The 21,913-nt window shown below is 61.1% G+C and carries 25 protein-coding genes; 14 read left to right on the top strand and 11 right to left on the bottom strand.

Annotated features, from left to right (window positions below; genetic code table 11):
• The first annotated feature begins 58 nt into the window (after positions 1–58).
• From glmU to P8S53_RS11130, 3 genes are read left to right on the top strand one after another with little or no spacing between them, the layout of a single operon-like run.
• Positions 59–1,408: a bifunctional UDP-N-acetylglucosamine diphosphorylase/glucosamine-1-phosphate N-acetyltransferase GlmU gene (glmU, locus tag P8S53_RS11140; protein WP_277804041.1), complete on the top strand. Its 1,350-nt coding sequence runs from the start codon at positions 59–61 to the stop codon at positions 1,406–1,408.
• A 5-nt stretch (positions 1,409–1,413) separates the two neighbouring features.
• Positions 1,414–3,225 (top strand): glutamine--fructose-6-phosphate transaminase (isomerizing), encoded by a 1,812-nt coding sequence (gene glmS / locus P8S53_RS11135; RefSeq protein WP_277804040.1) that lies wholly within the window; start codon positions 1,414–1,416, stop codon positions 3,223–3,225.
• Positions 3,222–3,914: a DNA alkylation repair protein gene (locus tag P8S53_RS11130; RefSeq protein ID WP_277804039.1), complete on the top strand. Its 693-nt coding sequence runs from the start codon at positions 3,222–3,224 to the stop codon at positions 3,912–3,914. Before glmS ends, P8S53_RS11130 begins: the two co-directional genes overlap by 4 nt.
• A 6-nt stretch (positions 3,915–3,920) precedes the next feature.
• Here the strand turns inward: P8S53_RS11130 and hisA are convergent, their stop codons facing one another.
• From hisA to P8S53_RS11110, 4 genes are all read right to left on the bottom strand, one after another.
• Positions 3,921–4,643: a 1-(5-phosphoribosyl)-5-[(5-phosphoribosylamino)methylideneamino]imidazole-4-carboxamide isomerase gene (hisA, locus tag P8S53_RS11125; protein WP_277804038.1), complete on the bottom strand. Its 723-nt coding sequence runs from the start codon at positions 4,641–4,643 to the stop codon at positions 3,921–3,923.
• Between the two features lie 123 nt (positions 4,644–4,766).
• Entirely contained in the window at positions 4,767–5,231 is a 465-nt protein-coding gene (locus tag P8S53_RS11120; protein ID WP_277804037.1) for a DNA polymerase III subunit chi, read from the bottom strand.
• A gap of 2 nt (positions 5,232–5,233) precedes the next feature.
• Positions 5,234–6,718 carry a leucyl aminopeptidase gene (locus P8S53_RS11115; protein ID WP_277804036.1) on the bottom strand — a complete coding sequence of 495 codons (1,485 nt, stop codon included), beginning with the start codon at positions 6,716–6,718 and terminating at the stop codon, positions 5,234–5,236.
• Between the two features lie 88 nt (positions 6,719–6,806).
• Entirely contained in the window at positions 6,807–7,580 is a 774-nt protein-coding gene (locus P8S53_RS11110) for a MipA/OmpV family protein (protein WP_277804035.1), read from the bottom strand.
• Between the two features lie 169 nt (positions 7,581–7,749).
• Between P8S53_RS11110 and P8S53_RS11105 the strand changes: the two genes are divergently transcribed.
• The 3 genes from P8S53_RS11105 to cueR all read left to right on the top strand — a co-directional run bounded on the left by P8S53_RS11105 (position 7,750) and on the right by cueR (position 11,358).
• Positions 7,750–8,367, top strand: coding sequence for a d(CMP) kinase (locus P8S53_RS11105; RefSeq protein WP_277804034.1), 618 nt, complete (start codon positions 7,750–7,752; stop codon positions 8,365–8,367).
• A gap of 112 nt (positions 8,368–8,479) precedes the next feature.
• Positions 8,480–10,966, top strand: coding sequence for a heavy metal translocating P-type ATPase (locus P8S53_RS11100; protein ID WP_277804033.1), 2,487 nt, complete (start codon positions 8,480–8,482; stop codon positions 10,964–10,966).
• Positions 10,963–11,358 carry a Cu(I)-responsive transcriptional regulator gene (cueR, locus tag P8S53_RS11095; RefSeq protein WP_277804032.1) on the top strand — a complete coding sequence of 132 codons (396 nt, stop codon included), beginning with the start codon at positions 10,963–10,965 and terminating at the stop codon, positions 11,356–11,358. The genes P8S53_RS11100 and cueR overlap by 4 nt, the downstream gene beginning before the upstream one ends.
• Before the next feature lie 14 nt (positions 11,359–11,372).
• On the opposite strand, the gene P8S53_RS11090 is transcribed toward cueR, so the two are convergent.
• Positions 11,373–11,639, bottom strand: coding sequence for a hypothetical protein (locus tag P8S53_RS11090; RefSeq protein WP_277804031.1), 267 nt, complete (start codon positions 11,637–11,639; stop codon positions 11,373–11,375).
• A 194-nt stretch (positions 11,640–11,833) separates the two neighbouring features.
• Here P8S53_RS11090 and P8S53_RS11085 point away from each other — a divergent pair, with 194 nt between their 5' ends.
• On the top strand, positions 11,834–12,127 hold the full coding sequence (locus P8S53_RS11085) for a DUF1330 domain-containing protein (protein WP_277804030.1): 294 nt from the start codon (positions 11,834–11,836) through the stop codon (positions 12,125–12,127).
• 311 nt (positions 12,128–12,438) lie between these two features.
• Here P8S53_RS11085 and P8S53_RS11080 read toward each other — a convergent pair whose 3' ends face one another.
• The 3 genes from P8S53_RS11080 to pgk all read right to left on the bottom strand — a co-directional run bounded on the left by P8S53_RS11080 (position 12,439) and on the right by pgk (position 14,265).
• Positions 12,439–12,735, bottom strand: coding sequence for a septum formation initiator family protein (locus P8S53_RS11080; RefSeq protein WP_277804029.1), 297 nt, complete (start codon positions 12,733–12,735; stop codon positions 12,439–12,441).
• Positions 12,736–12,835: 100 nt separating this feature from the next.
• Positions 12,836–13,051 (bottom strand): hypothetical protein, encoded by a 216-nt coding sequence (locus P8S53_RS11075; RefSeq protein ID WP_277804028.1) that lies wholly within the window; start codon positions 13,049–13,051, stop codon positions 12,836–12,838.
• Positions 13,039–14,265, bottom strand: a complete 1,227-nt coding sequence (gene pgk, locus P8S53_RS11070) for a phosphoglycerate kinase (RefSeq protein WP_277804027.1) — start codon at positions 14,263–14,265, stop codon at positions 13,039–13,041. Before pgk ends, P8S53_RS11075 begins: the two co-directional genes overlap by 13 nt.
• A gap of 169 nt (positions 14,266–14,434) precedes the next feature.
• Here pgk and P8S53_RS11065 point away from each other — a divergent pair, with 169 nt between their 5' ends.
• Both P8S53_RS11065 and P8S53_RS11060 read left to right on the top strand, forming a co-directional pair.
• Entirely contained in the window at positions 14,435–14,941 is a 507-nt protein-coding gene (locus P8S53_RS11065) for a peptidylprolyl isomerase (protein ID WP_277804026.1), read from the top strand.
• Positions 14,934–15,548, top strand: coding sequence for a peptidylprolyl isomerase (locus P8S53_RS11060; RefSeq protein WP_277804025.1), 615 nt, complete (start codon positions 14,934–14,936; stop codon positions 15,546–15,548). The genes P8S53_RS11065 and P8S53_RS11060 overlap by 8 nt, the downstream gene beginning before the upstream one ends.
• A 77-nt stretch (positions 15,549–15,625) precedes the next feature.
• Here the strand turns inward: P8S53_RS11060 and P8S53_RS11055 are convergent, their stop codons facing one another.
• The 3 genes from P8S53_RS11055 to P8S53_RS11045 form a co-directional block, all read right to left on the bottom strand.
• Positions 15,626–16,027, bottom strand: coding sequence for a DUF4168 domain-containing protein (locus tag P8S53_RS11055; protein ID WP_277804024.1), 402 nt, complete (start codon positions 16,025–16,027; stop codon positions 15,626–15,628).
• A 245-nt stretch (positions 16,028–16,272) separates the two neighbouring features.
• Entirely contained in the window at positions 16,273–16,656 is a 384-nt protein-coding gene (locus tag P8S53_RS11050; RefSeq protein ID WP_277804023.1) for a hypothetical protein, read from the bottom strand.
• Between the two features lies 1 nt (position 16,657).
• Positions 16,658–17,860, bottom strand: a complete 1,203-nt coding sequence (locus tag P8S53_RS11045) for a pyridoxal phosphate-dependent aminotransferase (RefSeq protein ID WP_277804022.1) — start codon at positions 17,858–17,860, stop codon at positions 16,658–16,660.
• Between the two features lie 114 nt (positions 17,861–17,974).
• Here P8S53_RS11045 and P8S53_RS11040 point away from each other — a divergent pair, with 114 nt between their 5' ends.
• From P8S53_RS11040 to pgl, 5 genes are all read left to right on the top strand, one after another.
• The gene (locus tag P8S53_RS11040; RefSeq protein ID WP_277804021.1) at positions 17,975–18,376 is read left to right on the top strand and encodes a helix-turn-helix domain-containing protein; all 402 of its coding nucleotides are present in this window, start codon (positions 17,975–17,977) and stop codon (positions 18,374–18,376) included.
• Positions 18,377–18,646 carry a succinate dehydrogenase assembly factor 2 gene (locus tag P8S53_RS11035; RefSeq protein ID WP_277804020.1) on the top strand — a complete coding sequence of 90 codons (270 nt, stop codon included), beginning with the start codon at positions 18,377–18,379 and terminating at the stop codon, positions 18,644–18,646.
• 74 nt (positions 18,647–18,720) lie between these two features.
• Entirely contained in the window at positions 18,721–19,221 is a 501-nt protein-coding gene (locus P8S53_RS11030; protein ID WP_277804019.1) for a MarR family winged helix-turn-helix transcriptional regulator, read from the top strand.
• 540 nt (positions 19,222–19,761) lie between these two features.
• Complete coding sequence (zwf, locus tag P8S53_RS11025; RefSeq protein ID WP_277804018.1) at positions 19,762–21,207, top strand: glucose-6-phosphate dehydrogenase; 1,446 nt, start codon at positions 19,762–19,764, stop codon at positions 21,205–21,207.
• Positions 21,208–21,879, top strand: a complete 672-nt coding sequence (gene pgl, locus P8S53_RS11020) for a 6-phosphogluconolactonase (RefSeq protein ID WP_277804017.1) — start codon at positions 21,208–21,210, stop codon at positions 21,877–21,879.
• Positions 21,880–21,913: the final 34 nt, after the last annotated feature.

Genomic DNA, 21,913 nt, shown 5'->3' with positions numbered 1-21,913 from the left:
CCGGTCCCGTAACTGGGGCAAAACCGCGCAAAGAAAATATATGGAAAGAGTGGGCAGTATGTCGGTTTCTTTGATCATCCTTGCCGCCGGACAGGGCAGCCGCATGCAATCGGATTTGCCAAAGGTGTTGCACCCGTTGGCGCAGGTGCCGCTGGTGGTTCATGCGATGCGCGCGGGGCGCGCATTGGACCCCGATCACGTTGTGATCGTCGTGGGCCATGGTGGCGCGCAGGTGGCCGATGTGGTGCTGGCCGAAGATGACCGCGCGCAGGTCGTCCCCCAGGAGCGCCAGCTGGGCACCGCGCATGCGGTGGCGCAAGCGCGCGACACGCTGGATGGTGCAGGCGGGGATGTGGTGGTTCTGTATGGCGACACGCCCTTTATCAGCGAAGATACCCTGCACGCGCTGCGCAATGCGCGCGCGGCACATGATGTCGTTGTGTTGGGGTTCGAAGCAGCCGACCCCGGCCGCTACGGGCGGTTGGTCACCAACGGGGATTCGCTGGAACGCATTGTGGAATTTAAGGATGCAACAGATGAAGAACGTCGCATAACGCTTTGTAATAGCGGCGTTGTCTGTGCAGACCGCGCACTGCTGTTCGATCTTGTGGACAAGGTTGGCAATGACAATGCTGCGGGCGAATACTACTTGCCCGATATTGTCGGGCTTGCCCGTGCCGCAGGTCTGTCCGCCGGTGTTGTCATCTGCCCCGAGGCCGAGACACTGGGCATCAACACACGCGCCGAACTGGCCGCGGCAGAAGCGGCGTTTCAGGCGCGCGCCCGTGCAGATGCGTTGGAAAACGGGGTTGCCATGCAGGCCCCTGATACCGTGATTTTTGCGCAGGATACCGTGATCGGCTGCGACAGCATTATCGAACCCTATGTCGTGTTCGGCCCCGGTGTCAGTGTTGAAGGGGGCGCAACCATCCGCGCGTTCAGCCATCTGGAAGGCGCGCATGTCAGCCGTGGCGCGGTGGTCGGCCCCTATGCGCGGCTGCGTCCGGGCGCAGAACTGGCCGAGGATGTGCGCGTTGGCAATTTCGTTGAAATCAAGAATGCCACGCTGGACGAAGGGGCGAAGGTCAACCACCTGTCCTATGTGGGCGACGCGCATGTGGGCGCGCGGGCCAATCTGGGCGCGGGCACGGTTACATGCAATTATGACGGGGTGTTCAAGCATCACACCACCATCGGCGAAGGGGCCTTCATCGGGTCCAGCACCATGTTGGTGGCGCCTGTTGTTGTGGGTGCGCATGCCATGACAGGGTCGGGGTCGGTCATTACCAGTGATGTGCCGGATGGCGCGCTTGCACTGGGTCGGGCACGGCAGGACACCAAACCGGGTCTGGGCAAGCGGTTGATGGACAAACTGCGCGCGGCCAAAGCGGCGCGCGTGAAAGGATAAAATCGATGTGTGGTATCGTTGGTGTGCTGGGCAATCACGAAGTGTCGCCCCTGATTCTGGATGCGCTGAAACGGCTGGAATATCGCGGCTATGACAGTGCGGGTATTGCGACTGTCAATCGCGGCCATCTGGACCGCCGCCGTGCTGTGGGCAAGCTGATAAACCTGTCGGATGTGATGGTGCATGACGCGCTTCCGGGCCGCTCGGGGATCGGGCATACCCGTTGGGCCACGCATGGCGGCCCGACCGTGGAAAATGCCCACCCGCATCAGACGGGGCGTGTTGCAGTGGTGCATAACGGCATAATCGAGAATTTCCGCGCCCTGCGCGAGGAACTGGGCGCGGCTGGCGCGCAATTCAGCAGCGAAACCGACACCGAAACCATTGTGCAGCTGACAAGCGCCTGTCTGGATCAGGGCATGACGCCGGTGCAGGCCGCGCGCGCCACGCTGAAGCGGCTGGAAGGGGCATTTGCGCTGGCCTTCCTGTTTGAAGGCGAAGACGATCTGATGATCGGCGCGCGGCGTGGCTCGCCCTTGGCCATCGGGCATGGGGATGGGGAAATGTATCTGGGGTCGGACGCCATCGCGCTGGCCCCCATGACCGACCGCATCACCTATCTGGAAGACGGGGATTGGGCGGTCATTACCCGCGCGGGTGCGCAGATTTTCGATGCCGATGACCACCAGACCAACCGCCGCGTGCAACATATCAATGTTGATGCAGCGCGCGTGGACAAATCCGGCCACCGCCATTTCATGGCCAAGGAAATGGCCGAACAGCCCGCCGTGCTACAAGCCGCGCTGGAGCAGTATTGCGGGCCTGCGGGTCTGAACCTGCCTGCGGGGCTGGAATTCGCGCGCGCCGACCGGTTGATCATGGTGGCATGTGGCACGGCATTTTATGCCTGTCAGGTGGCGAAATACTGGTTCGAAAAATACGCAGGCCTGTCGGTCGAATTGGATATCGCATCTGAATTCCGCTACCGCGACCCCGTGCTGGGGCCGGACAATATGGCGCTGTTTGTCAGCCAGTCGGGCGAAACCGCCGATACATTGGCGGCGCTGCGTCATGTGCAGGGGCGTGTCGCACAGGTTGTGTCCGTGGTGAATGTGCCCACATCGTCCATCGCGCGCGAAAGCGATCTGGCGCTGCCCATCCATGCGGGGCCGGAAATCGGTGTGGCCTCGACCAAGGCATTTACCGCGCAGTTGCAGGTTCTGGCGTTGCTGGCGCTGCATGCGGGGCTGGAACGCGGGCATATTACTGCGGCGCAACATGCTGAATTGTTTGCGCAATTGCGCAGTGCGCCGGGGTTTATCGCGCAGGCGCTGGACCGCGAAGATGACATACGCCGCATCACCGAAACCCTGTCCAAGGCGCGCGATGTGCTGTTTCTGGGGCGCGGGGTTATGTATCCCATCGCGCTGGAAGGGGCATTGAAGCTTAAAGAAATCAGCTACATACACGCCGAAGCTTATGCAGCGGGCGAACTGAAACACGGCCCGATTGCGCTGATTGACGAAGATTTGCCCGTCATCGTCTTCGCCCGTCATGATGCATTGTTTGAAAAGACGATTTCCAACATGCATGAGGTGATGGCCCGTCAGGGGCAGGTCTTGCTGATCACTGACGCGCAGGGGCTGGCGGCAGCGGGTGATGTGCCGCGCAGCCTGCAAATGCCCACCGTGCCCGAGTTGATCGCGCCCATTGTCTATGCGGTGCCCGCGCAACTGATCGCCTATCACACGGCGCTGCATCTGGGCACAGATGTGGACCAGCCGCGCAATCTGGCCAAATCGGTAACGGTCGAATGAACAGCGGCAGCGCAAACCTGCTGGCGCATCTGCGCACGCTGTCCGACCCCGCCAAGGCGGCTGAAATGGCCGCCTACCACAAGACCACGCGCGAATTTCTGGGTATTTCCGCGCAAATCCTTGATGAAATGGCCCGTGATTTGCGCCGTGACCATGACGTGCCCGTGCGCTGCGACATGGCGCGCGATTTATGGGACTGCGACATTCATGAAACCCGCATTCTGGCCGCGAAACTGCTGACACAGGCGCGTATGCGCCCTGATGACGCAGCCGCCTGGGATTTGATTGCGACATGGGCGCAGGATTTCGACAGTTGGGCCTTGGCCGATCACGCGGCCATTGCAGGGGCCAAACGGTTGCAGGCCGATCCCGCACGGCTGGAACAGGTGGCCGACTGGATTGCGCATACCAATATGTGGACGCGCCGCGCCGCCCTTGTCATGACATTGCCATTGGCGCGGCTGCCGCATCCCAAAGCGGGTGATATTGCCGCGCGCGAACAAGTGCTTGGCTGGGCCGAACAGCTTGTGCCCGACCGCGACCGCTTTATCCAGAAAGCGATTGCATGGTGGCTGCGCGATCTGTCACGGCGCAATCCAGACCGTGTGCGCCAGTTTCTGGCGGGGCCGGGGGCCGCGCTAAGCCTGCCCGCGCAGCGAGAGGCCGCGCGCAACCTGCCACCCGCATAACCGGGGCTATCCTTTCAGCACTGCCAATGCCTGCGCCAGATCCAGCTTGCCATCATATAGCGCACGCCCCGAAATGGCCCCGTCCAGTGCTGCGCCACAATCGCGCAGCGCCACCAGATCGTCCAGCCGCGACACCCCGCCGGATGCGATAACGGGAATGCGCGTGGCCTGCGCCAGCGCGGCAGTTGCGGCAACATTTGGCCCCTGCATCGCGCCGTCGCGGTTGATATCGGTGTAAATAATGGCCGCAACGCCTGCATCTTCAAACTGGCGGGCCAGTTCTGTCACCTCGACATCCGTCTCCGTAGCCCAGCCCTTGGTCGCCACGCGCCCGTCGCGCGCGTCAATCCCCACCGCCACCTGACCGGGAAAGGCGGCTGCCGCCTGCCGCACCAGATCGGGGTTTTCCACGGCCACTGTGCCAAGGATCACACGGCGCAGCCCCTTGCCCAGCCATGCCTCAATCGTGGCCATATCGCGAATGCCACCGCCCAGCTGGCAGGGAATATCGACTGCGGCCAGAATGGCATCAACCGCGCTGGCATTGACGGGGCTGCCCGCAAACGCACCGTTCAGATCCACCAGATGCAGCCATTCAGCCCCTTGCGCCGCAAAGGCGCGGGCTTGCGCGGCGGGGTCGTCATTGAACACGGTCGCCTGATCCATCGCACCCTTATACAGGCGCACACATTGCCCGTCTTTCAGATCAATTGCCGGATAAAGGATCATGCGCGCGCGCCTCTCAATGTTGTGCTGTTTCGCCGCTTTCTAGCCCGCGCAGACAAATACTGAAACCGGATTTGACTTCATCTTGCCAAAAATACTCAAAATAAAGCCGCGTGCCTGCGGGGGCTATGTGCCGGACTGGGCTTTCATCTGCCAGCGCCCGCTGTCTTCCGACCAGTATTCGGCCTGAACGCCTGCGGCTGTCACGGCCTTCCATTGGGCGCGCGCATGCGCGGTCGCGTCCGGATCGTTGCCGTCAAACAATATCCACAGCCGTTCCAGCCCATTGGCTTCATGCGGGGCCGCATCGGCCTTGTCGATGACCATCAGGCAGGCGGGGTCGTTGGGGCAGGCATGCTCACTGGTCAGCAATACGGGTTGGTCGGCGTCATGCGCGCCCCCCGCCATGCCATGCGGCAGGAACGACGCCTTGTCGCCCAGCCACAGGGTTTCATCCAGCCGCGCCAGTGTGGCGGGGTCGCGCCCGCGAACCGTCACGCGCCATCCGGTCTGATGGGCGCGCTCCAGCAGCATCTGGGCGGTCACTTCCAGCGGGTTGCGGGTCAGGTGGTAGAACATGACCTTGCCCATGGTCAGCCGTCCTCGAATTCCGCGCGGATCAGGGCATCCAGGCCCAGCACCCCCCAGCCCGACGCGCCACCGGGGGCATGCGCACTGTCGGATTTTGTCAGCGCGACACCGGCAATATCCAGATGTATCCACGGGGTTTCGGGCTTGATGAAGCGTTGCAGGAACTGCGCGGCCGTGATTGACCCCGCAGGCCGTCCGCCCGAATTCTTGACATCCGCAATCCGCGACGAAATCAGCTTGTCATAGCCCGCGCCAAGCGGCATGCGCCATGCCCCTTCACCCACTTGATCTGCGGCTTTCAAAAAGGCATTGGCCAGCGCGTCATTATTTGAAAAGACGCCTGCCTTGTCATGCCCCAGCGCGATGATGATGGCGCCGGTCAGTGTGGCAAGGTCGATCACGGCGCGCGGGGCAAAACGGTCCTGCGCATACCAAAGCACGTCTGCCAGCACCATGCGCCCTTCGGCGTCGGTGTTGATCACTTCGATCATGTCGCCCTTCATGGACCGCACCACGTCGCCCGGGCGTTGGGCGCGGCCATCGGGCATGTTTTCCACCAGCCCCACCAGCCCCACGACATTGGCGCGCGCCTTGCGTGTCGCCAGCGCCTGCATCAGCCCCACGGTGACGGCCGCGCCGCCCATATCCATGGTCATGTCTTCCATGCCCGCCGCGGGTTTGATGGACACACCACCCGTATCGAACATCACACCCTTGCCGACAACGGCCAGCGGTGCCCCTTCGGCCCCCTGCCAGTGCAGGATTGCCAGTTTTGACGGGCTTTCCGATCCTTGCCCGACCGCCAGCAGGGCGCGCATGCCAAGGCGGGCCAGTTCATCTTCGTCCAGAATTTCCACCTTCAGGCCCAGGGCCTGCATGTCGCTGATCTGGTCGGCGAAACTGGTGGTGGTCAGCACATTGGCAGGCGCATTGACCAGATCGCGGGTCAGGTGAACCGCGCGCGCCAGAGCCAGCGCATCGGCGCACTCAGCAGCCTTGTCGGTGTCGCGCATCATGACCGAAAGCGCGCCGAAATCGGGTTTCGGGTCCGATTTCTGCGCCTGATACTGATAGGCGCGCAATGCGATGGCTTGCAGCATGTCGGGCAGGGGCATGGCATCCGCGCAGATCAGGGCAGGCGCTTTGGACAGCGATTTTCCGACAGTCAGCCCGGCCTTGCGCAGCGCTGCCTTGTCGGCACGTCTGCCCAGACGCACAATTTGCAGGGATTGTGCCTGCATGCCCGCGGGCCAGTTCAGAACCAATGCGCCACCCGGTTCCAGTGCTGCGAAATCTGCACTGCCCACCGCGCGCGACACCGCCCCGCGCGTCAGTTTGTCGGCGCGGCGTGCGGCGCGGGGCAATCTGGCATCCGCATCGGAAAACACGACAACATGGCCGGAATGGGCCACGATACTGTCCAGATCGAATGGCAGGAATTCTGGCGACAGGGGGCCAGTGTTGGGACGGTCGTTAGATTGGGACATGCGCACTCCGATTCGGTTGCATTTGTTCCAGACCTAGCGCGCCGCTTGCGTAAATGCCACCTGTCTGCGGCGTAGAAGTCTGCCTGCGTCAGAAACGGAAGTTGAAATGCCGCGTCACCCCGATAGAGGCCCCGATCTGGTCGCGACTGCCCTGACGCACAATCGGCGAATTTCCCGCATCGCCGCGCAGCCGATCATAGCGCAGCGCGCCGGTAATGCCCCAGTCTTCATTCAGGGGCTGATACATGCCAATTTCAAACCCGACCGAATGCACCCCGCCTGATGGCGTGTAGGACGCCAGTCCCGAGGCATCGGATTCCGCAGCCGTGACACCGAAATAGCTGCGCATGAAGCGCGAATTGCCAAAGCCCGCGCGCGGGCCTGCATGCACCACCAGACCGTCCGCACCCCGATAGATTGCGTTCGCGCCCAATTCGCCCGCAACCGCCTTATGCCCGATCACGCCATAGCGCAGATCGGCAAAAACCTGCCAGAATTCGGTTGTGTGATGGACACCCGCGCCAATTTCCAGCGACGCTTTCACGTCATCCAGCCCGTCCAGTTCCTTTTCGCCCTTGCGTTTGGGGATAAAGCGCAGCGACCCGCGCAACCCCGTGCCTGTGGCGAATTGTGCGGGGCCGTCAGGGTCGCCAATCTGCACGCGGCCAAAATTCAGCCCCGTGAACCCGAACGACCCGCCGGGCGCGATGCGGTTGCTGCCTGCGCCGAAATATTTGGGCGCGCTGGCAATGCCACCGGTCAGCGAAAACGCAAGCGCGCGGTCCTGCGCCACAGCGGGCAGCGCCGTCAGGCCCACGGCTGCTATGACCAGCGGTGCAAGGAATTTCCGGGATAGGGACATGAACAGGGTTCTTTCTTTCAACGAGTCGGTGTGCATAGGTCTTTGGTAGCACATAGCCGCGTTTCCTTGCCTTTCCATGAAAGCTATTCTTTGTGCGCAAGAATTCGCTTCACCGTTGCAGTTGCGTGACAATACAGGCAATAGGGGCGCGGCACCTAAGGAGAGGATAATGCAGTTCACTGTCGCCATTGATGGCCCTGCCGCCGCAGGTAAAGGCACAATAAGTCGTGCGCTGGCCCGTGAATTCGGCTTTGCCCATCTGGATACGGGGCTTTTGTATCGCGCGGTTGGTGCCAAGGGCGGCAATGCCGTTCTGGCGGCGCAAGGGCTGACACCGGATGATCTGGCGCGCAGCGATCTGCGCAGTCTTGAAGCGGGCGAAGCGGCCAGTCAGGTTGCAGCGATCCCCGAAGTGCGCGCCGCACTGACAGCGTTCCAGCGGGAATTTGCGCGCCGCGATGGTGGTGCCGTTCTGGACGGGCGCGATATTGGCACCGTGATTTGTCCGCTGGCCGAGGTGAAACTGTTTGTCACCGCCAGTGCCGAAACACGCGCCCGCCGCCGCTGGCTTGAAGCGGGCGAGGGGGCGGCAAGCTATGAAGATGTGCTCAGGCAGGTGCGCGAACGTGATGCGCGCGACATGGGGCGCGCCGATGCGCCGTTATGCCCAGCCGAGGACGCCGTGATTCTTGACACGACAGAGATGAGCATCCCGCAGGCCGTTGACGCTGCCAAGGCCAGCGTTGCCGCCAAGCTGGCGGAATTGCAGGGGCAAAAACACCAATAAATCTTCACGCATCAGCGATTTCGCAGCTTTTCTGCGTGACGGCCCTTGACCCTCCATCTACTGGAAGGACCATGTGGGTATGCAGACACCCAAGCCCGACGGAGTTGCCCGCATGAATGTTCACCCTGCCGATATGACCGAAACGCGGTCTTTTAATCTTGATGGCTTGTCCTGCGCGGGATGTGTGCGGCGCGCCGAGACAGCGCTGAACGCGGTCGAGGGGGTGCAGGACGCAAGCGTCAATCTGACCCTTGCGCAAGCGACGGTTCAGGCGCGCGCGGATGTCGCGCTGGAGGACATCCAGAAGGCGCTGCGCAAGGCGGGTTACCCGATGCGCAGCACACGCATTGATCTGGAACTGGACAACATGACCTGTGCATCCTGCGTGGCACGGGTTGAAGCGGCGCTTGGCGCCAACCCTTCGGTGCTGCGCGCCAGTGTCAACCTGAACACCGCGCGCGCGCAGGTCGATATGCTGGACGGGCAGGGCGACCCCAAGGAACTGGTGCGCCTGCTGGAAAAAGCCGGCTATCCGGCGCGGGTGCTGTCGGATACGGGCGCGGGCGGCACAGACCCGCGCGCGCGCCAGCAGGCGGAAGCGGCAGCGATGCGCGTGAAATTCCTGATTGCGGCTGTGCTGACCCTGCCTGTTTTTGTGCTGGAAATGGGGGGGCATGCCTTTCCACCCTTTCACCACTGGTTGCACCATACGATTGGCATGCAGGCATTGTGGGTGGTGCAATTCGTGCTGACCACCGCAGTGCTGGCAGGGCCGGGGCGGGTGTTCTTTATGCGGGGCCTGCCTGCATTGTGGCGCGCAGCACCGGATATGAACAGCCTTGTGGCCGTCGGCACGGGGGCGGCATGGGGGTTTTCGGTGATTGCGACATTCGCGCAGGGTATATTGCCCGAAGGCACGCGCGCCGTTTATTATGAGGCGGCAGCGGTGATCGTCACCCTAATTTTGCTGGGCCGCTGGCTGGAAGCGCGCGCCAAAGGGCGCACCGGCGCGGCAATAGCGCGGCTTGTCGGCATGCAGCCGAAATCAGCGCGCGTGCTGCGCGACGGTGCGGAGGTGGACATTCCAACCGCGGAACTGACCGCGGGCGATGTGGTTCTGGTGCGCCCCGGTGAACGTATCCCCGGTGATGGTGAACTGACCGAAGGTGACGCGCTGATCGATGAAAGCATGATCACAGGGGAACCGCTGCCTGTGTCCAAAGGGCAGGGCGACACGCTTGTGGGCGGCACAGTGAACGGGGCGGGGGCGTTTCGCATGACCATCACCCGCACCGGTGCCGACACGGTTCTGGCGCAGATCATTCGCATGGTCGAAGGGGCGCAGGGCGCGAAATTGCCGGTGCAGGCGCTGGTGGACAAGGTGACGATGTATTTCGTGCCCGTCGTCATCGGGGTTGCGGTTCTGACGGTGCTGGTCTGGCTGGTATTCGGGCCGGATATGACGTTCGCACTGGTGGCGGGGGTGTCGGTGCTGATCATTGCCTGCCCCTGCGCAATGGGGCTGGCCACGCCCACATCGGTGATGGTTGGAACAGGCCGCGCAGCCGAACTGGGCGTGTTGTTTCGCAAGGGCAGCGCGCTGCAACTGATGGACCGCGTCCAAGGCGTGGCGTTCGACAAGACCGGCACCCTGACCGATGGCCGCCCCGTCCTGACCGCGCTGGAGGCTGTGGGCGATGCGGATCACGCGCTGGCACTTGCCGCCGCACTGGAAGGGCAGTCCGAGCACCCGATCGGGCGCGCCATCGTGGCGGCGGCGCGCGAAAAGGGCTTGCAGCTGCCCGAAATCAGCGCCTTCAAATCACTGACAGGGCTGGGCGTGCGCGCACTTAATGACGGGCAGGACGTGCTTTTGGGGGCCGAACGGCTGATGGTGCAAGAAGGTGTCACGCTTGGCGCGTTGCGCGACAAGGCGCAGGACTTGGCAGGCAAAGGCCATACGCCGCTGTATCTGGCGCAGGGCGGGCAGGTGCTGGCCATGATTGCCGTGGCCGACCAGCCGAAGGCAGGCGCGCGCCAGATGGTTGCGGCCCTTCAGGCGCAGGGTCTGCATGTCGCGATGATTTCCGGCGATGCCCGCGCCACTGCCGACGCGATTGCCCGCGATCTGGGCATTACCCATGTCGTGGCCGAAGTGATGCCCAAGGGCAAGGTTGACGCACTGGAGGCACTGCGCGCCGACTGGGGCAGTGTGGCATTTGTGGGCGATGGCATCAACGACGCCCCCGCACTGGCCGAAGCGGATGTGGGCATCGCCATTGGCACCGGAACCGATGTTGCCGTGGAAACCGCAGATGTGGTTCTGGCCTCGGGCGATCCGCGCGGCGTGGTCCAGGCGCTGGACGTGTCGCGCCGCACCATGCGCAATATCCGCCAGAATCTGTTCTGGGCGTTCGCGTATAACACCGCGCTTATTCCTGTGGCAGCGGGGGTGTTGTATCCGGCGATGGGGGTGCTGTTGTCGCCCATGCTGGCCGCAGGGGCAATGGCACTTAGTTCGGTATTTGTGCTATCAAATGCGTTGCGGCTGCGGTTCATGCCAGCCGTAATGCAGGCCACAAAACAGGGGGCGTCATGAATATTTCCGAAGCCGGACGCAGGGCAGGACTGCCCGCCAAGACGATCAGATTCTACGAAGATATCGGGTTGATCCAGCCTGCGCGTATGGAAAACGGCTACCGCGATTTCAGTGAAGAAGACCTGCACCGGCTGGCATTTCTGCGTCGCGCGCGCGCGCTTGGCTTCTCGGTCGAGGAATGCCGCCAGTTGCTGGGGCTGTATCAGGACAGAACCCGCACCAGCGCGGATGTGAAACGCCTTGCGCGCCAGCATTTGCAGCGTGTGGATGACCAGCTGGCAGAATTGCAGCAGATGCGCGCGACACTGGCCCATCTTATTCAGGCCTGCTCTGGCGATCAAAGCCCCGATTGCCCGATACTTGCTGATCTGGCGCAACCGGCCAGGGGGTAACGCGTGCGCGCCCGTCAGGCGGTTGCAGCGGCCTTCGTCTTGCGCGCCGCGGGTTTTGCCGATTGTGGCGTGGATCGCTGTGTCGCCCTTGGGGTTGTGCGTGATGCAGGCTTCAGTGTGCTTTTCATGGCTTCTGCCTCTGCCGCGATTTCGGCTGCACTTTCATGGGGCACAGCTTTTGCCATGCTGCATAGCACACGCAAATAGGTTTCCTGCTGGGATTGATATACCTTGATCCAGAAAAGATTGGCCTGCATCCAGAACGAAACGGGGTCCATCATTTATAATCCTCCTGTTTGGGCATTTGGGTGGCATGTATTGCGCCGTGCCCGAATTTCCACCTGCGCGCGAACGCGCCGCAATCCTTTTCCCGTGCACATGTATATCAGGCCAAATGTAACGCTACCTTGACTTGACGCAAAAACTGACGAATGGGTGCACTTGACCTGACTTGTTGAACAAAGGATGAATGCTAATGCCCAAAGCCTATTGGGTGGCTCATGTTGATGTCAAAGACACCGATGCCTATGCGGCGTATATTCGCGCAAATGCCGCCGCCTTTGAAAAATATGGCGCTAAATTCATCATCCGGGGCGGGGCGCAGTCCCAGATCGAAGGGTCAAGCCGTGCGCGCACGGTTGTGATAGAGTTTGCAGATATGGCAACCGCACGCGCCTGCTACCACAGCGCGGAATACCAGTCGGCCAAGGCATTTCGCGCGACATGCTCGATGGCGGATCTGGTGATCGTCGAAGGGTATGGCGACTGATCCGGCGACGGTCATGACCAGATGGAACAGCATGTGCTGGTTGGGTCTGGCGTGACGGGGGGGGCTGTGGATATAGCCCGCGCCAGCGGTGGGCCGGGGTCTGCCGATCCGACATTATAAGAATGCAGTTTATACAGGCTGCATATCCCTTACTTCAATGGCTTGGATTGCCATCAGGACATCGGCAGGCCGCGGGACGGCCCACCGATGGCGCGGCGGGCTGCGCCCTTGATTCCGCGCCTTTGGGCGTCCCCTTCGAGCCTAGTATCACGCACAAACTGGTGCCCGTTCTTTCGCCAACATGCGCGCTTTCAGCGAATGACAATCTCGTCAGGGCGCACCAGCCCAAGCACGTTGCGCGCGCGTTCGTCCAGCAGGTCCAGATCAAGATATCCGTCGGACAGGCGGCGCGTGCGGTTTTCCAACTCGCGCAGTTCAACCGCCAGCTTGTCGCGTGTCACTTGCAACTCGGCAATTTCCGCTTCGATCTGGACACGGTTGAACAGACCAAACGCCCCTTGCACCGCCGCAAAGGTAAAATAGATGGCCAGCACGCTTGCGGTGCCAAAGTAGAAAAAGGCGCCTATTGCGGGGCGGGGGTTCTTCATCTGCTGTCTGCCTGCTCTGGACGAGGGATTATTTTTATTGCTCGACCAGACCAACCATGCCACAGCATGCGGCCTTTGTGAATCCCCTTTTTGGGTGTCATCAGGCCAGAAATACCCCGACAACCACCATCATCAGCCCAAGTGTGGACACGGCAAGTGCTGCAAAGTTGATCATCACTGCCTTTTGCATACGCGCGCGCATCGCCGTTTCATCCAGCCCCGCCTTGCGCAGCTTCATGACATACACAATGCACCAGACCAGTCCGGCAATGCCCGCGACCGAAATCAGCGCCCCTGTCCAGATCAGATATTCCATTCCTTGTCCTTGTTCGATCCGTGTTCCCTGTCCAGTGCGGCCACGCCCGGAAGGGTCTTGCCTTCCATCCATTCCAGAAAAGCGCCGCCTGCGGTGGAAATATAGGTGAAATCATCCGCGACGCCTGCTTTGTTCAGCGCCGACACCGTGTCGCCGCCGCCTGCCACGGAAATCAGCGCCCCGTCCCGGGTCCGGCGCGCGGCTTCTTGTGCGCAGGCATTGGTTGCCGCATCGAAAGGCGCGATCTCGAATGCGCCAAGCGGACCGTTCCACACCAATGTCCGGCACTCTGCGAACAGCGTCGATATACGCGCCACCGTCTCCGGCCCCGCATCAAGGATCATGGCGTCATCGGGGCATTGGTCGGCGGGCAGGGTTTCATGCGCGGCCCCTGCGGCAAATTCGCGCGCAATGACAATGTCATGCGGCAGGTGGATGGTGCAGCCCGCATCGTTGGCCTGTGCAAGAATGTCGCGCGCGGTGTCGGCCATGTCACGTTCCGCCAGGGATGTGCCGATGGCCAGCCCCTGCGCGACCAGAAAGGTATTTGCCATACCGCCGCCGATAACCAGATGATCCACGCGCGTGATCAGGTTCGACAACAGGTCCAGCTTGGTGGACACTTTGGCCCCGCCCACAATGGCTGCAACAGGGCGTTCAGGTGTGCCAAGGGCCGCATCCAGCGCTTTCAGCTCTGCCTCCATCAGGCGGCCTGCACAAGATGGCAGCAACTGCGCCAGCCCTTCGGTCGATGCATGGGCGCGGTGCGCGGCAGAAAAGGCATCATTCACATAAATATCGCCCAATGCGGCCATTCCGGCGGCCAGCATGCGGTCGTTTGTTTCCTCGCCCGCATGAAAGCGCGTGTTTTCCAGCAGCAACACATCGCCGTCCTGCATGTCTGAAACCGCTTTCTTGGCGGGAATGCCGATGCAGTTTTCGGCAAATGCCACAGGCGCGCCAAGGGCCGCTTCCAGGGCGGGCCGCACCAGTGACAGGGACATTTCGGGGTCGGGCTTGCCTTTGGGGCGGCCGAAATGCGCCAGCAGCACAACCTTGCCGCCTGCTGCCGTGATATGGGTGATCGTGGGCAAAATGCGTTCGATTCGGGTTGCATCCGTCACCCGCCCGTCCTTCAGGGGCACGTTGATATCCACCCGCACCAGCGCGGTCTTGCCTGCGAAATCGAAGTCGTCAAGCGTTTTGAAAGCCATTGCTGCGCATCCCCTGTTCGTTCAACTTGTCGCTATCTGGCGTGAAAGGGGGGGCAGGGTCAATGCCCACTCGCCCCTGACACGCACAAGACAAGCCAAAGGCAGGGCTTTTCCTTGCGGGCAAGACGCATTAGGTTGCGCGCCAGACAAGATCATGAAGGAGCGCCAGATGGCCGAGATCAAAGACCCCGAAAACACCATCCTGATGGAGTTGAAAACCGGCACTGTCACAATCGAATTGTTGCCGGATGTGGCGCCGGGCCATTGTGCGCGCATGAAGGAACTGGCGCGCGCAGGGGCCTATGACAATGTCGTGTTTCACCGCGTCATTGAGGGGTTCATGGCCCAGACCGGCGATGTGGCCAATGGCAATACCGAAAAGGCGTTCGATCTGCGCCGCGCAGGCACAGGCGGGTCGGACCTGCCCGACCTGAAGGCGGAATTTTCCGGTGTGCCCCATGACCGTGGAACACTGGGCGCGGCACGCTCGCAAAACCCCGACAGTGCCAACAGCCAGTTCTTCATCAATTTTGGCGACAACCATTTCCTGAACCGTCAATACACGGTCTATGGCCGCGTCATTTCCGGCATGGACCATGTCGATGCCATCACCCGCGGTGAACCGCCTGCGACCCCTGACAAGATGATCAGTGTCAAGGTGGCCGCCGATGCGTGATAAACTTCTGTTTGCAGGGTTGTTTGCGGTGGGCCTTGGCATTCTTGGGGCGTCCTGGCACAGCGTGACGCGCGCCAATGCCGACACGTCGGTGCCCGCAGATCATTCCGGCCCTGTGATGGTCATTGATGTGGCCGGCGAGGCGAATGGCGAAATCCGCATTGCGCTGCGCGATGATCTGGCCCCGAACCATGTGGAACGCATTGTGACACTGGCCGAACGTGGCGAATATGACGGTGTGGTGTTTCACCGCGTGATCGACGGGTTCATGGCCCAGACGGGGGACGTGGAACATGGCACCGATGACGCCAATGCGCGCCGTTGGGGCACCGGCGGGTCGGACCTGCCCAATCTGCGCGCCGAATTCACCAACCAGTCGTTTGAACGCGGTGTGATCGGCATGGCGCGGTCCCAAAGCCCTGACAGCGCCAACAGCCAGTTTTTCATCATGTTTGCCCCTGCGCCCCATCTGGATGGCCAGTATACGGTCGTGGGCCAGATGATTGACGGGTTCGACGTGCTGGATGCGATCAAGCGCGGCACCGGCGGCAATGGTGCGGTTGTGGGAACCCCCGACCGGATGGAACGTGTCACAATCGAGCGTTGATGTGTCGTGATACAAAAAATGGGCGGGGTGCTGTAATGCAACCCCGCCCATTTCTTTTTGACGTGATCTGACGTAGATCAGCCGCCCATATGCGCTTCGGTGAAGCGGGCATCGATTTCTGCGGCAAGCTCGGGGTCTTCGGCTGCGGCATTGGCGATGGCGATATATTCGTCCAGCGTAATGCCGGGGGTTTCTTCAACAGCCTGTAGCATTGCAGCGTCGGCGGCTTCCAGCATTTCCATCTGGGCGTTCTGATCGGCTTCTGCCTCGATCTGGGCCATATAGCCTTCGCGGACCTCGTTCACGGCCAGCGCCGCTTCGATGAACGCGTCGACCATGTCGCTTTCGGCGGCAATGGCCGCGCCGTCGATCTGGTCTTGCGCCATCTGGTCTTGCGCCATGGCCATGGGCACCATTACGGGTGCGGTTGCCATGGTCGCCGCCAGCGCGGTCGAGGCGAGGAATTTTTTCAAGCTCATGTGCAGTCTCCTGATTGTGGACAGTGCGCGGCACTTTCGTCGCGCGCTGACCTTTAGCTAGGGGTCATGCTTTGGGCATGCAAATCGGTCGGCGGGAAAATGCTTGGATTATGTTTAGAGTGCGCATAAGCGCTTGTCGCGATAGTGTTTTATCACCCCGTCTGGTGCGGATAACGGGGCAGGGCTAACGCCCTCTTCAGGCCCGCCCCTGCAATCAGGCCGCTTCAGCCTGATGTTCTGACCCGCTATTGCTTGCTGCGCCGCGCCAGTTTGCGCACCAGAACCTCGCGCAGATCCTGCATCGCCCAAAGCAACTCTTCGGTTGCGGCATCCAGGTCTTCGGGTGTCGCGCGAAACTGTGCCCAATGCGCGATATGGCCAATCTCTGCCACCGCGCGGGCCGCGCGCCCGTCCAGCCCGTTGCCGCACGCCAGCCAATCGGCAATCAGCGCGTGTTCTTCATCGCTCAGGGTGTGGTTCTCGGCGGGGCGCACGTCGCCTGTCGTTGTGTCAATGCCCGCAATCCGGTGCATTTCCGTGCGCCGCAAGCGCGGGTCATGGCGGATTTGCAGCAGCATCGCGCCATTGGGGCGCGGGCGAAAGTAGTATCCGCGCGCGCCCTTCGTCATGTCACTTCAACCCTGCGCAGAAGGTCTGGATGCGCGTGCAGGCCTCGCGCAGCGCGTCATCCGATGTGGCATAGCTGACACGGAAGCACGGCGATGTGCCAAAAGCTGCGCCAAACACCACCGCCACGCCGGTTTCTTCCAGAAGTGCTGTTGCGAAGGCTTCGTCATCGACAATCTTTGCGCCGCCCGCCGATGTCTTGCCAATGCAGCCCGCAATGGTCGGATAGACATAAAACGCCCCTTCGGGCACGGGGCATTCGATTCCCTCGACGGTATTCAGCATCTCCACCACCATGTCGCGGCGGCGCTGGAATATCTTGTTGTTCTCGGCAATGTAATCCTGCGGGCCGGTCAGCGCCTCGACCGCCGCCCATTGGCTGATCGCGCAGGGGTTCGATGTGGATTGCGATTGGATCTTGCCCATTGCCTTGATCAGATCGACAGGCCCTGCCGCATACCCGATGCGCCAGCCGGTCATCGCATAGGCCTTGGACACGCCGTTCACGGTCAGGGTGCGGTCATACAGTTTCGGTTCAACCTCGGCCGGGGTGCAGAATGTGAAATCGTCATAGACAAGGTGCTCATACATGTCATCGGACATGACCCACACATGCGGGTGGCGCAGCAACACATCTGTCAGCGCCTTCAACTCGTCCCATGTATAGCCCGCGCCCGTCGGGTTGGAGGGGGAGTTGAAGATCAGCCATTTTGTTTTTGGCGTAATCGCGGCTTCCAGCGTGTCCGGCGTCATCTTATAGGCGGTGTCTGCCGTCGCTTCGGCAATCACCGGCTCGCCGCCTGCCAGCAGCACCATATCGGGGTAGCTGACCCAATAAGGGGCCGGGATCACGACTTCATCGCCCGCGTTCAGCGTGGCCATCAGCGCGTTATACAGCACTTGCTTGCCGCCGGTGCCAACGCTTACCTGCGCGGGCGTATAGTCCAGCCCGTTATCGCGCTTGAACTTGGCGCAGATGGCTTTTTTCAACTCTGGTATGCCATCAACCGCGGTGTATTTCGTTTTTCCCGCATCAATGGCCGCTTTTGCCGCGTCCTTGATGTTGGCGGGCGTGTCAAAGTCAGGCTCACCCGCGCCCAGTCCGATGACATCCTTGCCTGCGGCTTTCAGTTCTGCCGCCTTGGTTGTCACCGCGATGGTCGGCGAGGGTTTCACGCGGGAGAGAGTGTCGGACAGAAAGGCCATGAGGCATACTCCGTTGCAGGTCAGAAATTTGTATCTCGGGCGAGCATGTCATAGGTTGCCCGCGACACCCGTTCAAGCGCTAATACAGAACATTCAAATCCTGAAGGAAATGATATGACCGAAGAGACGCAGGCAAATGACTGGTATGCGCCGGATCAGGCAACATTCGGCGACCGGCTGACCGCCGCGAGAGAGGCGCAGGGGCTTACACCATCACAACTGGCGGGCCGGTTGGGGATCAAGCTGCAAACCTTGCAGGGCTGGGAAAACGACCGGTCAGAGCCGCGCGCAAACAAGTTGCAGATGGTCGCAGGGCTGCTGAACGTGTCGATGGGCTGGTTGCTGACCGGCGAAGGCGAAGGCGTGTCCGACCCCGCCAGCCCCGAAGAACTGGCCGAGGATGCGCAGGCGCTGATGAAAGACCTGCGTGCCATGCGTGCCGAGACGATGCGCCTTGCAAACCGCATGGGAAAAGCCGAGAAACGGTTGCGGATGATCCTGAAAGAGACAATCTGAATGACCCTTACCCCAGAACAGGCCCGGTTGAAAATGTTGCGCATGCGGTCATGGCGGCGCGGCATGAAGGAAATGGACCTGATCCTTGGCCCCTATGCGGATGCCCATCTGGAGACCCTTTCGGGGCCGGAACTGGATGCGTATGACAAGGTTTTGTCGGAAAACGATCAGGACCTGTATCTGTGGGTCACAGGGGCGCAGGATGCCCCCGAATGGCTACAGCCAATGCTGCACAAGATCGCGCTTGCGGCGGGTGTTACAAAAACTTAGTCGCCCGCCGCCGGATTAACCCAATATTTGGGTGTTGCTGTCATTCTTGCCATCTATACCGAATGATGGAGAAGATGGTGAGTGTTCAGCAAAACCTAGGAACGGCACTGCGGTCGGAATATATGCGCCGCTATCTGGAAAACCTTGCATTGCTGGAGCGGTTGCACAGATTGATGCTTGACCTGATCAAGGATGAATTCGAACGCCTTGGTGTGGTGAATGTCAATCCGGTGCAGGCATTGCTGCTGTTCAACATCGGCGAGCATGAAGTAACGGCAGGCGAGTTGAAATCGCGCGGCTATTATCAAGGCTCCAACGTGTCCTATAACCTGAAAAAACTGGTAGAGCAGGGGTATATGCACCACCAGCGCTGCCCGGTGGACCGTCGCGCAGTCCGTGTGCGCCTGACATCCAGGGGGGTCGCAGTCCGCGACCGTGTCGCGGCCCTGTTCGAACGGCATGCGCAGGAATTGCAGGCCGAAGGCATGGTTGATTTCGACGCGCTGGACGGGGTGGCCCGCAGTTTGCGCCGCATTGAGCGGTTCTGGGGTGAACAGATTCGCTATATTTACTGAACGCGTCTGCGGTGTGTGGCCCTGAATGGCGGTGTCGTGCATGCGCGCGGCCTGAGGATATGGCATGCGCGCAAGCTGCAATATGGCAGGTTGCGCATAATGCTGTGACTCCGGCCCGTTCTGACACGCCGGATAGTGTGAGGATCGCGACCAGACAGGCCGTTTGCCTGCACGTCATGCGGCCGCGCGGGGCCGTAGGCAGTAAACTGCCACAAAATACATCACATCCCTGATTTATCAGCAATCTGTGATACGGATGACATAAGTTTCCCCCAGTCTTGGGGGCGGGTCTAATCGGTGCGTGAAATCAACAGTCTGTTCTGTGATACTGGGTGGAATGTTGCGGCTTCGGGTCTGAATGCCCCCGCCTGTTTTTTTGGGGATGGGGGTGTTCCTGCGCGGATATGCGCATTCATTTAATCGGGCGGAACATGTGGCTGTGGATGCGCAACCCGCTCTGGACAGGGGGCGCGTCGCAGGATAAACAGCCCATGATAGCGCTAACGCGGTCGATTTGCGCCGCAGGATCAGGAGGGGTTCATGGTCGCTCGCGTCATTCCGGTAGAGTGTTTTGATCTGGTCATATTCGGCGCGACAGGCGATCTGGCGCGGCGCAAAATTCTGCCCGGCCTTTATCGCAGGTGGAAAGAGGGGCAGATCCCCGAAGGGTCCGCGATTATTGGCGCGGCGCGCAGCACCTTTTCGCGTGACGAATTCCGCACCCTTGTTCAGGACGCCCTGACCGAATTCCTGCCGGAACGTGAATTGCTGCCTGCCAATGTCGACAGCTTTCTTGACCTGCTGGATTATGTCGCCATTGATGCGCGCGGCACGGATGGCTGGGACAATCTGGTGGCCAGAATGCGTGCAGATGTCGTGCGCGCGTTCTATTTTTCGGTGGCCCCTGCCTTGTTTGGCGATTTGGCGCAGCGGTTGCACGCGCGCGGCATTGCGCACCGGCAGTCGCGGATTGTCGTTGAAAAACCCTTCGGCAATGATCTGGCCAGCGCGCGCGCCCTGAACCAGATACTGGCGGAGTATTTCAAAGAAGATCAGATCTACCGGATTGATCACTATCTGGGCAAGGAAACCGTGCAGAACCTGATGGCGGTGCGGTTTGCCAATATTCTGTTTGAACCGCTGTGGAATGCGCAATTCGTGGATCATGTGCAGATCACGGTTGCCGAAACGGTCGGCGTGGGCGGGCGCGGCGAATATTACGACAAATCCGGCGCGATGCGCGACATGGTGCAAAACCACATGATGCAGCTTTTGTGCCTGATCGCGATGGAGCCGCCGCATTGTTTCGAACCCGATGCCATGCGCGACGAAAAGCTGAAGGTTATTCGCGCACTCGACCCTGTGACCTCTGCCGAAATCGTGCGCGGTCAATACAAGGGCAAGGGCGATGATGACTACCTGACCGAATGCGGCAACCCCGCGTCGCGGACCGAAAGCTTTATCGCGCTGAAACTGCATGTGTCGAACTGGCGCTGGAAGGGCACGCCGTTTTATTTGCGCACCGGCAAGCGGCTGAAATCGCGCGCGTCGGAAATTGCGGTCAGCTTCAAGGAGCCGCCACATTCGATTTTTGGTGAATCAAATCAATGGCGTGAAAACGTGCTTGTCATCAGGTTACAACCTGATGAAGGCATGGATCTGCGGGTGATGATAAAGGAACCGGGACCGGGCGGCATGCGGCTGAAGGATGTGGCGCTGGACATGAGCTTTGCCGAAGCATTGGGCAGCGATCTGGATATTCCCGACGCCTATGAGCGGTTGATCATGGATGTGATCCGCGGCAACCAGACCCTGTTCATGCGCGGCGACGAGGTCGAGGCCGCCTGGGCCTGGGTTGATCCGGTGATTGGCGCATGGGAAAAGCGCGAGGACCAGCCCGAACCCTATGAACCCGGCTCCACCGGGCCGGAAGGGGCGCTGATGCTGATGCACAAGGACGGACGCCGCTGGCGGGAGATCAGATAAATGGAATTTCACACATATCCTGACCGTGAAATGATGATGTTGCGACTGGCGCAGCGCATTTCATCGGAATTGGGCGAAACGCTGCGATCCAGCGGGCGGGCCAGCCTGTCGGTGCCCGGTGGCACCACGCCCGGCCCGGTATTCGACACGCTTTCGGGGGCTGAGCTGGATTGGGCGAATGTGGCGGTCATGCTGAATGACGAACGCTGGGTGGACGAGGACAGCCCGCGGTCGAACACACGCCTGCTGCGCGAACGGCTGCTGACGGGGCGGGCCGCGGCGGCGACACTGGTGCCGCTTTATGCAGATGCCCCCACGCCCGAGCATGCGATGGCGGATCTGACCGAAGGTGTGTCCGCGCATTTGCCGATTTCGGTGTTGTTGCTGGGAATGGGGGCGGACATGCACACGGCCAGCCTGTTTCCGGGGGCTGATAATCTGGTGCAAGCGCTGCAAAAAGATGCGCCCCCCCTGATGGCCATGCGCGCCGACGCCGCAGGCGAGCCGCGCATCACCCTGACCGCGCCGGTGCTGAAATCGGCGCTGCGGGTGCATATTCTGATTACAGGCGCTGAAAAACGCGCAGCCCTTGAACGCGCGCAGAAGCTGTCGCCACAGGACGCGCCGGTTGCCTGTGTTCTGGATCAGGCGCAGGTGCATTGGGCTGAATGAAAACCGGCGGGGCGGATGCCCCGATTTTGAGTAT

Source organism: Roseinatronobacter sp. S2, assembly GCF_029581395.1.
Taxonomy (GTDB): Bacteria; Pseudomonadota; Alphaproteobacteria; order Rhodobacterales; family Rhodobacteraceae; genus Roseinatronobacter.
Note: the sequence above shows the minus strand (reverse complement) of the source record. Positions and strands in the feature narration are given on the sequence as shown.